Source organism: Thermococcus fumicolans, assembly GCF_055386755.1.
The window spans coordinates 1,368,389-1,381,346 of sequence record NZ_AP042424.1 but is presented as its reverse complement, the minus strand read 5'-3'; the positions used below and the strand labels follow the sequence as shown (position 1 = coordinate 1,381,346).

The 12,958-nt window shown below is 57.5% G+C and carries 14 protein-coding genes; 11 read left to right on the top strand and 3 right to left on the bottom strand.

Annotated elements, in window-relative coordinates; translation table 11 throughout:
* Nucleotides 1–2 precede the first annotated feature (2 nt).
* From ACZ5AM_RS07585 to nuoI, 9 genes are read left to right on the top strand one after another with little or no spacing between them, the layout of a single operon-like run.
* Complete coding sequence (locus tag ACZ5AM_RS07585; protein WP_464916065.1) at nucleotides 3–710, top strand: Na(+)/H(+) antiporter subunit B; 708 nt, start codon at nucleotides 3–5, stop codon at nucleotides 708–710.
* Complete coding sequence (locus tag ACZ5AM_RS07580) at nucleotides 707–1,057, top strand: NADH-quinone oxidoreductase subunit K (protein WP_464914406.1); 351 nt, start codon at nucleotides 707–709, stop codon at nucleotides 1,055–1,057. The genes ACZ5AM_RS07585 and ACZ5AM_RS07580 overlap by 4 nt, the downstream gene beginning before the upstream one ends.
* Nucleotides 1,054–2,541, top strand: coding sequence for a proton-conducting transporter transmembrane domain-containing protein (locus ACZ5AM_RS07575; RefSeq protein WP_464914405.1), 1,488 nt, complete (start codon nucleotides 1,054–1,056; stop codon nucleotides 2,539–2,541). The genes ACZ5AM_RS07580 and ACZ5AM_RS07575 overlap by 4 nt, the downstream gene beginning before the upstream one ends.
* Entirely contained in the window at nucleotides 2,538–4,391 is a 1,854-nt protein-coding gene (locus ACZ5AM_RS07570) for a proton-conducting transporter transmembrane domain-containing protein (protein ID WP_464914404.1), read from the top strand. Before ACZ5AM_RS07575 ends, ACZ5AM_RS07570 begins: the two co-directional genes overlap by 4 nt.
* On the top strand, nucleotides 4,392–5,285 hold the full coding sequence (locus ACZ5AM_RS07565) for a respiratory chain complex I subunit 1 family protein (RefSeq protein ID WP_464914403.1): 894 nt from the start codon (nucleotides 4,392–4,394) through the stop codon (nucleotides 5,283–5,285).
* A 10-nt stretch (nucleotides 5,286–5,295) separates the two neighbouring features.
* Entirely contained in the window at nucleotides 5,296–5,880 is a 585-nt protein-coding gene (locus ACZ5AM_RS07560; RefSeq protein ID WP_464914402.1) for a NuoB/complex I 20 kDa subunit family protein, read from the top strand.
* Nucleotides 5,871–6,458 (top strand): NADH-quinone oxidoreductase subunit C, encoded by a 588-nt coding sequence (locus tag ACZ5AM_RS07555; protein ID WP_464914401.1) that lies wholly within the window; start codon nucleotides 5,871–5,873, stop codon nucleotides 6,456–6,458. The genes ACZ5AM_RS07560 and ACZ5AM_RS07555 overlap by 10 nt, the downstream gene beginning before the upstream one ends.
* Nucleotides 6,459–6,468: 10 nt before the next feature.
* A complete protein-coding gene (locus ACZ5AM_RS07550; RefSeq protein WP_464916064.1) occupies nucleotides 6,469–7,653 on the top strand; it encodes an NADH-quinone oxidoreductase subunit D in 1,185 nt (394 codons plus the stop codon).
* Between the two features lie 5 nt (nucleotides 7,654–7,658).
* Nucleotides 7,659–8,384, top strand: a complete 726-nt coding sequence (nuoI, locus tag ACZ5AM_RS07545) for an NADH-quinone oxidoreductase subunit NuoI (RefSeq protein ID WP_464916063.1) — start codon at nucleotides 7,659–7,661, stop codon at nucleotides 8,382–8,384.
* An 18-nt stretch (nucleotides 8,385–8,402) separates the two neighbouring features.
* Here nuoI and ACZ5AM_RS07540 read toward each other — a convergent pair whose 3' ends face one another.
* Nucleotides 8,403–9,746, bottom strand: coding sequence for a leucine/methionine racemase (locus ACZ5AM_RS07540; RefSeq protein ID WP_464914400.1), 1,344 nt, complete (start codon nucleotides 9,744–9,746; stop codon nucleotides 8,403–8,405).
* A gap of 117 nt (nucleotides 9,747–9,863) precedes the next feature.
* Here ACZ5AM_RS07540 and ACZ5AM_RS07535 point away from each other — a divergent pair, with 117 nt between their 5' ends.
* Nucleotides 9,864–10,325: an Lrp/AsnC family transcriptional regulator gene (locus ACZ5AM_RS07535; protein WP_464914399.1), complete on the top strand. Its 462-nt coding sequence runs from the start codon at nucleotides 9,864–9,866 to the stop codon at nucleotides 10,323–10,325.
* 9 nt (nucleotides 10,326–10,334) lie between these two features.
* Here ACZ5AM_RS07535 and ACZ5AM_RS07530 read toward each other — a convergent pair whose 3' ends face one another.
* Nucleotides 10,335–11,927 carry a COG1470 family protein gene (locus ACZ5AM_RS07530; protein WP_464914398.1) on the bottom strand — a complete coding sequence of 531 codons (1,593 nt, stop codon included), beginning with the start codon at nucleotides 11,925–11,927 and terminating at the stop codon, nucleotides 10,335–10,337.
* Complete coding sequence (gene hjc / locus ACZ5AM_RS07525) at nucleotides 11,914–12,336, bottom strand: Holliday junction resolvase Hjc (RefSeq protein WP_464914397.1); 423 nt, start codon at nucleotides 12,334–12,336, stop codon at nucleotides 11,914–11,916. Before hjc ends, ACZ5AM_RS07530 begins: the two co-directional genes overlap by 14 nt.
* A 98-nt stretch (nucleotides 12,337–12,434) precedes the next feature.
* Here hjc and ACZ5AM_RS07520 point away from each other — a divergent pair, with 98 nt between their 5' ends.
* Nucleotides 12,435–12,956 (top strand): gamma carbonic anhydrase family protein, encoded by a 522-nt coding sequence (locus tag ACZ5AM_RS07520; RefSeq protein WP_464914396.1) that lies wholly within the window; start codon nucleotides 12,435–12,437, stop codon nucleotides 12,954–12,956.
* The last annotated feature ends 2 nt before the right edge of the window (nucleotides 12,957–12,958 follow it).

The window sequence follows — 12,958 nt, the reverse complement described above, 5'->3', positions numbered from 1 at the left end:
AGATGCTCAAACGCGCCCTTGCGATAATCACCATCCTGATAATAGGCTATTGGATCGCCCAGGGGCTGGCTGGGGTTCCCTTCGGGCAGGACAAGATGCTCGTCGGCCAGTACTACCTCGACCACGTTAAGGCCCAGACCGGAGCTGTCAACGCTGTGACTGCAATAGTCGTCAACTACCGTGGCTTCGATACCCTCGGTGAGGTCACGGTTCTGTTCATAGCCTCCACGGGCGTTGGTGCACTCCTCTGGAGGAAGAAAAAGAAGAGAACCGCAAAGACCGAGGGTTCGGTGGTCCTAACGACGGGAACCGAGATGCTCTTCCCGTTCGTAGTGCTCTTCGGCGCGTACATATTCATCCACGGACACCTCACCCCGGGTGGAGGCTTCCCCGGAGGAGCCACCATAGCGACGGCATTCCTGCTCCTGTACATGGCCTTCGTCACCTACGAGATACCCCACAAGGGCTTTGAGAAGACGGAGGGACTCGCTGGAATGGGCTACGTCCTCGTCGGCCTCATAGGCCTCGCCATAGGTGGCTACTTCCTCTTCGACTGGATATGGCAGACCTGGGGATGGGGAACCGGCAACGTCGGCAGGCTCTTCAGCGGCGGCTTCATACCGATCATCTACACCCTCATCGGCATTAAGGTCGGCACCGAGCTCAGCGGAATCATCGACAACATGCTCAAGGAGGAGGTGAGCGAATGATCCACATAAGCGTCTACTACTTCGGGGCGATAAGCCTGATCCTCATCGGCCTCTACGCCGTCCTCGTGAAGAAGAACCTGCTCAAGATGCTCGTGGGACTGAGCATAATGGAGACAGGCGTCAACCTGCTCCTCATAAGCGTTGGCTACGTCTCAGGAAGGAGCGCCCCGATACTGAGCGAGGGGATAGGCCCGAACCAGGCCGTTGACCCGATCCCGCAGGCCCTTGTTCTTACTGCGATAGTCATAGGCGTTGCCACGACCGCGATGGCCCTTAGCGCCGCGATAATACTCTACGAGAAGTACGGGACCCTTAACGTTGAGGAGATAAGGAGGTTGAGAGGATGAACGGGCAGTACGCTTCACTCCTCATAGCTTTACCACTCATCAGTGCGTTCTTCGTCCCCCTGATTAAGGGTCTGGGTAAGAAGGCCGTAAAGTACTACCTGGTCCTCATAACCGCGATCCAGGCTGGAATAGCGGGCTGGGTGTTCAGCGACGTCTACAGCACCGGGAAGCCGATAATCGTCATGGCGGGCGGCTGGAAGCCCCCGGTTGGAATCAACCTCTACATCGGCCACTTCGCGGCTCTCTTCGTGTTCATAGTCGCTCTGATAAGCTTCTTCATGGCGGTTTTCAGCGTGAAGGCCATCGACGTCGAGCCGATAGACAAGTACGCGATGCTGTTCCTCCTGCTGATGCTCGGTGCCACCGGCATGATAGCCACCGGCGATATCTTCAACCTCTTCGTCTTCATGGAGATAACGGCCATAAGCGCCTACGCGCTCACCGCTTACAACAAGACCGGTGAAGCGGCCGAGGCCTCGCTCAAGTACATGATCCTCGGTGGAATAGGCTCGAGCTTCTTCCTCGTCGGCATAGCCCTCGTCTACGGTGCGACCGGGACGCTCAACATGGCCCAACTGGCCCTCCTCATAGGGGGCGTCGATGCCAAGGTGGCCGAGGTCGGCCTGGCGCTCCTGATCTTTGGTCTGGCAGTTGAGGCGGAGCTCTTCCCGCTCAACGCGTGGGCACCCGATGCCTACCAGGCCGCACCGCACCCGATAACGGCCATGTTCTCGGCCTTCGTCGTCAAGGCAGGCCTCTACGCGGCGGCAAGGTTGCTCTACATAATGCAGGCCGCCAGCGGCTGGAGCTCGGTTCTCAGGATGGTCGTCGTAATGGCCACCCTGACAGTCATCGTGGCCGAGTTCTCGGCACTCAGGCAGAAGGACGTCAAGAGGATGATAGCCTACTCGTCCATAAGCCAGATAGGCATGATAGCCTTCGCCCTCGCCCTGGGGACGCAGGCTGGGGTCAGCGCGGGAGTCTTCCACATGGTGAACCACGCGATAGTCAAGGCCCTCCTGTTCCTCACCGTGGGCTACATTGGAATAACCCTAGGCGGAACCAAGATCGAGAACTTCGCCGGCCTGGGCAGGAGGATGCCTCTGACTGCCTTCGCCGTGACGGTGGGTTCACTTTCGGCGATAGGCCTTCCGATGTTCAACATCTTCTGGAGCAAGGTCAGGATCCTACTCGCTGGCGTTGACGCAGGCTACACCTGGAGCGTCGCGCTCATCCTCGGCGCAAGCGTCGTCGAGGCGGTCTATTACCTCAGACTGATCCACACGATGTGGTTCACGGGAGAAGGGGAGAGGATCCACGAGAACATCGCCATTGGAACTATAGCCCTGTTCCTCGCGCTGCTGATACTCTTCATCGGTGTCTACCCGAACTACTTCTGGACGGTGTCCCAGAAGGCGGGTGAAGACATCTTCAACGTGGTTCAGTACGTTAAGAACGTTCCCCTGATGGGGGTGGGACCATGAGCTTCATACCGGCTGACTACGTCATACCCCTCCTGCTCTTCGTTCCAGCGGTCAGCGGAGTACTCGCGTGGATCCTCGACGTTAAGGGGGTACGCGAGATACTGGGCCTCATAGGCGGGCTGACCCCCCTCGTGGTAGTGGCGGCTACCTACGGTGACGTCGTGGAGAAGCCGCTGAGCAGCACGTTCAACGCTGGGGTCTTCAGCCTCGGATTCCAGCTCAGCACGATGACCTGGTACTTCGCGGCGGTTGCGGCAGTGGTAGCTGCGGCCATGGCCTTTGGCCTAGTATCAACTACTAAGAGCGGCTACGAGTGGATGTTCTCACTGCTGAGCGTCTCCGGCGTGATCGGGGTCTTCCTCGCCAGCGACTTCATAGGCTTCTTCCTGTTCTGGGAGCTCATGACCTTCGCCAGCTTCATGATGGTGCTCCGCTACAACAGGCACGCCTCGCTCAAGTACTTCGTGCTGAGCGTTATAGGGGCCTACTCAATGCTGCTGGCGATCACCATACTCTACGCGAGGACTGGAGCTCTCGACTTCACCACCATCGCCACTACGATAGCCTACGGAATGGCAAACCTCAGCAGGACGGACACGATACTCGTCTACGCGCTCTTCCTAGTGGCGTTCGGCGTCAAGGCCGGAACCTGGCCCCTCCACGTCTGGGCGCCTGAAGCGTACAGCGAGACCAACCAGAGCTACACGAGCTTCTTCAGCGGGGCACTCAGCAAGGCCGGCATCTTTGGATTCGTAATCGTCTACGCCCTCATAGGAGGGAAGCTCTACTTTGAGCTCGGCTCCTTCCACGGCCACCCGACCTTCACCTACATCTTCGCCTGGCTCGGAGCCATCACGGTGGTTGTTGCCAGCTTCCTCGCGGTCCTTCAGGAGGACGTCAGAAAGCTCCTAGCGTACTCCTCCGTCGGCCAGGTTGGCTACATACTCCTAGCGATAGGCGTCGGAAGCGGGCTCGGTTTCGCTGGGGCGTTCTTCCACGTCCTCAGCCATGCGATATTCAAGGGCCTCTTCTGGCTGGTCACGGCGGCCTTGGTGCTTAGGACAGGAAAGACCCGCTTCGAGGACTTTGGAGGCCTGGCCGAGAAGATGCCTATTACCTTCGCCATGGCCCTCATAGCTGTCCTCAGCCTCTCGGGAATCCCGCCGATGGCGGGCTTCGCCAGCAAGTGGCTCATCTACGAAGCAGCAATACAGGCCCACATGCCCCTCGTCGCCGGGGCGATATTCCTGGGAAGCGCCCTGGCGTTTGCCTACGTGGTCAGGTTCCTCTACGCCATCTGGTTCGGCCAGAGACCTAGCGACCTCGAGGACGTCCAGGAGGCACCGCTCCCGCTCCTCATCGGCATGGGCATCCTAGGGCTCCTGAACGTGGTCTTTGGAATAGCCCCTGGCCTTGTTGTGGACTACATCAACAAGTTCGTTAACACGGGCGTGACGGTTGAGAGCTACTATTCCCTGAGCACTGGCGTTGGAACCTACAACGCCCTAAGCGTTACCCTCATACTGGTCGTTGGCCTCGCCATAGCGGGACTGATCTACGTCTACGGCGCCAGAACCAGGAAGATACCGGTCACCAACACCTACCAGTCTGGTAACCCAGTGACCGAGGAGTTCAACCTCAGCATAAGGAGGAACTTCTACAGACCTTTAGCGGAAGCCCTGGACTTCTGGCTCAAGTACAGCTTCGACAGGTTCTATGAGAGGCTAGCGGGCATAGCCGAGGACTTCGCGGACTGGCTCAGGGAGGGCTTCTACAACGGAAACGTCCAGAGCTACTCGTGGTATCTGGCAATAGTGCTCCTGATCTTAGCGCTGTGGGGGGTGTTGTGAATGATAGACTGGAAGCTTATCCTTGAGGTCATTGGAATACTCATCTACGCCACTTTCATGGGCTTCATCTTCATGGGTATCGAGAGGAAGGCCATGGCCAGGATACAGAGGAGGGTAGGCCCGCCGATCTACCAGCCCATCATTGACACCCTCAAGCTCCTTGGCAAGAAGGAGAGCGTCAGCCACGGCTTCATCTACGACTTCGGGCCGATCTTTGCCCTCGGAGCCAGCATAACTGCGCTCCTCTTCATACCCATCGCGAACTTCCAGCTCTTCAGCAGCAACGCCGATTTGATCGTCGTTGCCTACCTCCTCGAGGTTCCGATGCTCGGAATAATGCTCGGTGCCATGAGCTCGGGCAACCCCTATTCAGCGGTCGGTGTCCAGCGTGGCCTGCTCACAATGGTGGCCATGCAGCTGCCCTACGGCCTGGCGATAATAGCCCTCGTCCAGCACTTCGGAACCTTCAAGCTTAGCGAGATAGTAGCCCTTCAGGGAGTTCACGGGTGGAGCGTAACCGTCCCGGCCCTGCTTATAGCCATGATAGTCTTCGACATAGTCTTCCAGGCGATGCTCGGCCTCGAGCCCTTCGACATCATCACCGCTCCGGCGGAAATATCCATGGGTCCGATGGTCGAGTACGGCGGCAAACACGCGGCACTGCTCTTCACCCAGCACGCGGTACAGCTCTTCGCGGAGACCGCTTTCTTCGCCGTGCTGTTCCTTGGCGGGGCTAGCAACCTCCTCGAGCTGCTCATCAAGCAGATAGCAGTGCTCTTCATAGCGATATTCGTGGCCAGCATCTACCCGCGCTTTACCATCGACCAAGCTGCGAAGTTCTTCTGGAAGTGGCCGACCATACTGGGAATAATAGCCGTACTGCTCACGGTGTGAGGTGGTGTGGATGAGCGAGAAGAACGACTTCATAAGCTACGAGCTCCAGGAGTTCAAGCTCTTCGAGCCCCTCTTTAAGTGGGCCAGGAAGAAGAGCCTCTGGATAGTGGCGTTCTGTACGGGATGCGGCGGTATCGAGATGCCGCCGCTCGCCACTGCCAGGTACGACTTCGAGCGTTTCGGAATAATGCCCAACCCTGCCCCGAGGATGGGCGATCTGTTCCTCATCACCGGCTACGTTACCCCCAAGACCCTCAAGAGGATAATCATAACCTACGAGATGATGCAGGATCCAAAGTACGTCCTCGCCCACGGTTCCTGCCCAATCAATGGAGGCGTCTACTGGGACTCCTACAACGTCGTCAAGCAGCTCGACAAGTACATCCCGATCGACGTCGCCATAGCAGGCTGCATGCCCAGGCCCGAAGCTATCATGGATGGGATCATGGAGATGATGCGCAAGATCGAAGACGGGACCGCCGACGGCTGGAAGCGTTACCGCGAGAACTACGAGTACTACAGGAAGAACCAGGACGAGCTTTTCGGTGAAGGATGGCGCGAGAAGGACGCGAGGAGGTGGCTCGCATGGATATGACCGAGAAGAAGGTTGAGGAGAAGGTCGAGAACGCTCAGCCGGTCGAGGAGACCAAGCCCGAGCTCCCGGACACCAAGGAGGGAAGGCTAGTTAAAGCGCTCATCGAGAAGGCCCCTTATGCAGAGGGCGAAGTCATCAGGGAGAGAAGGATAAAGTTCACGGTTCCGGCCGAGAGGATTCACGAGTTCCTAGAGCTCGCGAGCGAAACCTTTGAGATGCTCATGCAGATAAGCGTCGTCGACTGGCTCAAAGAGGGTGAATTCGAGCTCACCTACCAGCTCTGGAGCGTGGGCGAGAGCGTCCACGCCTTCGTAAAGACGAGAATACCGAGGGAAAACGCCAAGATGCCGACGGTCATGGACATCTGGCCGGTCGCTGAGACCTACGAGAGGGAGGCACACGAGTTCTTCGGAATAACCTTCGAGGGCAACCCGAGGCTTGGTCCCTTCATCCTCGAGCCGAGGGAGTACGAGAAGCACCCGCTCAGGAAGGACTTCAACATGATAGGCTACGTCAAGATGATCTACGGTGAGGACTTCGACAGGTATGACGAGAGCAAGACGAACTATGTGATATGAGGTGATGATCATGGCTAACCTGGAAGTCCCGAGGGAATTGAGGGAAGAGGCGAAGCAGCACGACATGTACCTCCACCCGATAGGGAAGGACACCTACGAGCTGTTCTTCGGCCCGCAGCACATGGCGACGGAGAACTTCAGCATAATCCTGAAGATGGACGGCAACAGGATAGAGAAGGCCATAGTCAACCCGGGCTTCCTGCACCGCGGCTTTGAAAAGCTCGCCGAGCAGAGGCCCTACTTCACCAACATCGCTTTACTCCTCCGTATCTGTGTCCCCGAGAGCGACGTGCCGGAGAACATATACTCAATGGCCGTTGATGAAATAGTAGGCTGGGAAGTCCCTGAAAGGGCCGTCTGGATAAGGACAACCGTCCTAGAGATGGCAAGAGTTGCGGCATGGATGTTCTGGATAATGGGCTTTGGAAACGAGATAGGTCTCTACACCCCGGGACAGTGGGCTGCTGCCTACCGTGAGAGGTTCATGCGCCTGTATGAAGAGCTCACCGGTGGAAGGGTCTACCACATCTACACGGTTCCGGGTGGAGTTAGAAGGGACATACCAGGCGACCGCTGGTTGAGGCAACTCCGCGACACCGTCGAGTACGTCAAGTCCAAGCTCAAGGACTTCGATGAGATACTCTTCGACAACTACATCACCTTCGAGAGGACTGAGGGAGTCGGAGTCATGGACAAGAAGTTTGCCCTCAAGCACGCGGTAACGGGGCCGAACCTCAGAGCCGTCGGCGTCCCCTACGACGTCAGAAAGGACGACCCCTACTACCTCTACCCCGAGCTCGAGTTCGAGGTTCCGGTCCTCAAGGAGGGCGACAGCTTGGCTAGAGTTCTCGTCAGGAGGTACGAGCTTGAGCAGGACCTCTACATACTCGAGCAGCTCCTGGATATGGGGCCACCGAGCGGACCCTACATGGTGCAGGATCCGAGGCTCAAGGCACTTCCGAGGTTCAAGCCGCCAAAGGGAGAGGCCTACGCCCACGTTGAGTCAACGAAGGGTGACTTCGGGGCCTTCGTCGTCAGCGACGGAACCCACAAGCCCTATCGCGTTCACGTCCGCGGACCGAGTCAGAGCCACGGCGTTACGGTGCTTGAAGAACTGCTTAAGGGCGCCCGCCTGGCAGATGTGCCCGTCATCCTGAAGACCCTCGACAACTGTCCGCCCGACATAGACAGGTGATGAAGATGGAGAGCGTTGAGAAACCGAGGGTTAGGGTCGTAGGCGAGGAGAAGGTCAAGCTCAAGAAGTCATTCGTCAAGCCTTGGATGGGCATCAAGTACCTATTCAAGAAGCCGGTGACGATAAAGATACCCTTCGAGAAGATAGAGCCGGCACCTAAGTACAGGGGCTTCCACACCCTCGACTGGAAGAAGTGCATTGGCTGTAACTTCTGCGGCCAGATATGCCCGGCTAGGGCAATAGAGATGACGTGGATCGAGGTGGACGGCAAGGTCGAGAAGAGGCCGCACCCGAAGGTGGACTACGGCCGCTGTACGTTCTGCCAGTTCTGCGTCGACGTCTGCCCAACCGGTGCGCTGGGCTTCAGCGAGAACTTCTACCTCACCACCGGTGGTCTCGGGGAGGATCTTGAGCTCTACGACTGGGTTCCCATCGACCCGAAGAAGGTGAAGGAGCTAAACGAGCGCTTTGGCGACTACCGCTTCCCGGTCGAGAGGATAAAGTTCAACAAGGACACTAGGGAGGTAACCTACTACCTCAGGGACGGGACCGAGATCACGTTCAAGATCCTGGGCTACGGCCTCAAGCCACCTGCCGCCGCCAAGCCCAAGCCAGCGGCAAAACCGGCATCAAAAGCTGCAAAGCCGGCGGAGAAGAAGGAAGCCAAGAAGCCAGCCGAAAAACCTTCTGAAAAGAAGGAAGAGCCCAAGGGTGAAGAAAAGAAGGAGTGAACTTTTCTTTTTCCTCATCTACCAGCCCTGGACTTTCTCCAGCACATCGTCCGGAACCTTTCCCTCTTCAACGTCCTCTATAGCCTCTTCGAGCCTATCTAAGCCTTCATCCAGAAGTTCCTCCTCTATCGTCAGCGGGGGCTGGATCCTGAGCACGTTGCCCTGGAGGAAAGCCACTATAAGGCCGAGCTCGTAGGCCCTCCAGACGATTTTCCTGGCCTCATCGTAGGCCCTCTCCTTGGTTTCTCTGTCCCTCACAAGGTCGACGCCGAGCATGAGGCCTAGGCCGCGGACGTCTCCTATTAGCTCGTGCCGCCTTTTCATTGCGTTAAGCTTCCTCTTTGCACGCCTTCCGAGCCTTTCTGTCCTAGCCAGAAGGTTCCGCTCCTCTATCTCCTCGATCACAGCCAAAGCTGCAGCACTCGCGACAGGGTTTCCACTTAAGGTGAAGGCATGGCCGAGCGGTGGGAGTGAGTCCATTATCTCGACCCTGCCGATTATCGCGCTTATCGGGAGGCCGCCGCCGAGGGGTTTTGCCAGGGTCACCAGATCGGGTTCTATCCCGAAGTGCTCTATCGCGAACCACCTTCCGGTTCTTCCAAGGCCGCTCTGGACTTCGTCCACCGCGAGCAAAATGCCGTGTTCGTCCAAAATCTTCTTCAGCCTCTTGAAGTAGCCCTCCGGGGGAACCACCATGCCGGCATCGCCCTGAACGGGTTCCGCCATTAGAACGGCAACGCCGTCCGCGTGAACCTCTCCCTCGAACTTCTCCTTGAGGTACTCCAAGCACTCCATACTGCACTTCCCGGGTTCCTTACCAAAGGGACAGCGGTAGCAGTTGGGGTAGGGTATGAAGTGCACGTCGCTGAGCTGACCGACCTTGGAGCGAACCTCGAAGTCGAGGCCGGTGATGCTCATCGCCCCGTAGGTCGAGCCGTAGTAACTTCTAAGATAGCTTAAAACGGCCCTCCTGCCGGTGTAGGCCCTCGCGAACTTTATGGCACCATCGTTGGCGTCGCTCCCGCTGAGGCCGAGGGAGACCTTCACTCCACCCATCGGGGCTATCTCGGCGAGCTTTTCAGCTAAAAGGAGAGGCTCCACAGGAAAGCCGTAGATGAAGGTAAAGTGAAGCAATCTGTCGGCGGTTCTCTTCATGGCCTCGACAACCCGGGGATTGTTGTGGCCGACGTTCTGAACGGCGGCATCACTCAGGAAGTCTATGTACTCCCTTCCCTCGATGTCCCACACGAGGGCGTTCTTGGCCCTGGCAGGAACTATGGGGGCGTAAGTAACCCTTGCCGAGCGGGGAAAGATCTGGGAGTATCGCTCAATGACCTCGTCCTTACCCTTAGGACGCTTCATAATCCCACCTTACTGCTATACGCGTTTGGAACTAATAGCAATTTCGGCAGAATTTTGCTTATTTAGCTGAAAAGCTTAAAAGTAAAGTTATGAATCAGTAAAAATTGAGGTGAAAATATGCGAAATAGTGAGCAGCTTGACGGTCTCGACAGGATGATACTCAACGTCCTCCAAGAGGACGGCAGGGCAAGCTACTCGGAGATAGCGAGAAGACTGAAGGTGCCGGAATCGACCGTCCGCCTCCGCGTCAAAAAGCTCGTCGAGAGGGGAATAATCAGAAAGTTCGCCGCTTTGATAAACCCCTTCAAGGCAGGCTACTCGATTGTTGCATTCATAGCGGTCGACGTGGAGCCGAGCAGGGTGAAGAAAGCGGCGGAAGAGCTTGAAAAGCTGCCCGAGGTCGACGTTCTCGGCATAGCCACCGGCGCCCACGACATCCTCATGCAGGTCACCGTTAGGGACCTCCACGAGCTTGAGAACTTTCTCATCGAGAAATTAGGAAAGGTGGAGGGGATAAGGAGCACGGAGACGTCCATATTAACCAGCGTCCGCAAGTGGGGCTACGCCAGGGTGTTCTGAAAAAGAAAGTCAGCCGAGGACGACCTGAAGGATGGCCTCCTCGCCGGGCTTCAGCTCCTCCACCTCCCATATTACCCTGGACCCCTCGATCCGGGCCTTTCCTTTCGTGGCCCTAACCTCGACGGCGTTCATGCCCCTCTCCCATTTGAAGTTCCTTAACGGCGCGGCCCTCGGGGCCCTGAGCTTGACGAAGTAGTACCTCCCGAGCTCCTCCTCGATTATGTGGGGCCTCATAAAAGACACGTAGAAGGTTCCGCCGAAGAGCGCGAGGCCCGTTAAAGTTGCGGCAACGGCCCCCCATGGGACGCCGCCTTTCTCGCCCCCAGCCGCGGCAGGCCTGCTGGTGGTGGTCGTAGTGCGGGAAGGCGTCGTGGTCGAAGGCGTTGGCGTCTGGGGCGTTGTCGTGGTTGTGGTAGTGGTGGTAGTAGTGGTGACCACGGGGGAGGGGATCTTGATGGTGAGGCTGGAACCGATGTAGTTCCTGGCGCTGGCGGTTATCGAAATGGTCCCGTAACCGAGGGAGCTCAGGGAAACCTGGGCCCGGCCGTTCTCGTCTGTCACGGCCGAGTATTCGCCCTTCGGGCTGGCTATGCTCAGCGTAACGTTGGGCACGGGATTCCCGCTGGAGTCGAGAACTTTCAAGCTAAGGACACCCTCACCAACCTCGTAGTTTATGAAGAGCCTGCCGACGTAGAGGGCGGTCTTCTCAACCACCCCATCCAGGTTAAGCTCGATTTCGTAGAGGCTGGGCGACGTTGTTGGGTACTTAACCAGGCCCTCCTCGTCTGTTTTCAGCTTCAGGCCGTTGACCGTGACCTCAATCCCCTCCGCAGGGCTTCCGTTGGCCAAGAGGACGCGGACCTTCAGCTCCCCATTCGAGTACCACGCGCTGTAGGTTAACCTCCTCCTGTAGACCACGAAGGTCTTTTCGATCCTCCTGAAGACCCCGGACATGTTGGCCGAGAGTGAGGCCGTGTATATTCCAGTTTTGGGCCTCTCAAGGACGAGGGTGTACTTCCACTCCTCCCCTGGGTCGAGGTACCTTATCAGCGCCTTCTCAGCTATCAGCGTCCCGTTCCGGTAGACCCTCATCCAGATCGGGCCTATTATGCGGTCGTTGGAGTGGGAAACTACCGAGAAGTTTACGGGGACGTCGCGTCCGTATATGTACCTGTCGCCGACGTCTATGGAGAGTGAGTACACCACCGCAGGCCTCACGTGGAGCACGAGCTTCCTTCTAACGGTCACGTTGCCGAGGACGCCCATCAGAGTTAAGTTGTAATCGCCAGACGGGACGTCAGGAACCTTCAGAGTCAGATCGAAGACCCTGCTCTCGTTAACACCAACGGAGACGGTCCTGTTGACGGTGTACGTGCCGTTGTCGAAGGTCCAGACGAGCGATAGGGTAAGGTTGCTGAGCGGTTCCTCGCCCGTGTTGGTGACCCTCACGGGAACCGAGATCAAGGCCCCCGGCAGGCTTTCTATTCTGTCTTTGACCGGGGTTACCTCAAAGGGGGCACCGGAAGCAACGGCCCCCCCAACGGGCAGCATAGAGATGACCAGGAGTACCCCAACGAGAGCGGCGAGCTCACGATCCCCCATTCAAACCACCCTCCTTTATTAGATCGATTAGGGTTTTCTGCTTCCCTATGGCCTCTTCAAAGCTCATCCCTGAGTCGCCGTAGTCCAGGCGGTAGTTCTTGCCCCTCTTCCCGCGCTCCATGAGTGCCTTGGGAGAAAAGAACCTCCACTCCCTTCCAACGAACTTCACGGCTATTAAAGGCTTCGCACCGAACCTCCTGGAGAAGGAGAGGACCTTGTCCAGGTCTTCCTCGCTCAGGTAGAGCCTCTCCTCCCTCGTGCTCTTCACCTCGATGCAGAGGTAGACCTTCCCGTTGCCCGCTACTATGTCAACCTTTTTGCTCCCCGCTGACCTCACCACCGCGAAGCCCTCTTTTTCCAGCCTGTGGATCAGTTCCCTCTCGGCACTCGCGCCCCTTCTGTACCTCATGAGGCCAACCCGTCATAACTTAAGGCCCGTAACTTATATAGTTGTTTGCCAGGTTAGTTTTATAAACCGCCCATCCAACCCCACACGGGGTGGTTTGAATGGTCATCTACGGACTGGGGGATAGGAAGCCCAAAATCCACGAGACCGCTTTTGTTGATGAGAGCGCATCCGTCATTGGCGACGTCGTTCTCGAGGAGAACACCAGCGTCTGGCCTTCGGCCGTTCTCCGCGGCGATATAGAGCAGATCTACATCGGCTGTTGCTCCAACGTTCAGGACAACGTGAGCATACACACCTCCCACGGCCTCCCGACCAGGGTCGGGAAGTACGTGACGATAGGCCACAACGCGGTCGTTCACGGCGCGACCATCGATGACTACACCATCATCGGCATGGGAGCGATAATCCTCGACGGGGCGAAGATAGGCAAGCACGTCATCATAGGGGCTGGAGCCCTGGTTCCGCCGGGCAAGGAGATACCCGACTACAGCCTCGTCGTCGGCGTTCCAGGAAAAGTCGTCAGGCAGCTGAGCGAGGAGGAAATCGAGTGGACGAAGAAGAACGCCGAGATATACATGGAGCTGGCTAAGCTTCACCTAGAGAAGAGGGAGAGGCTCTAAGG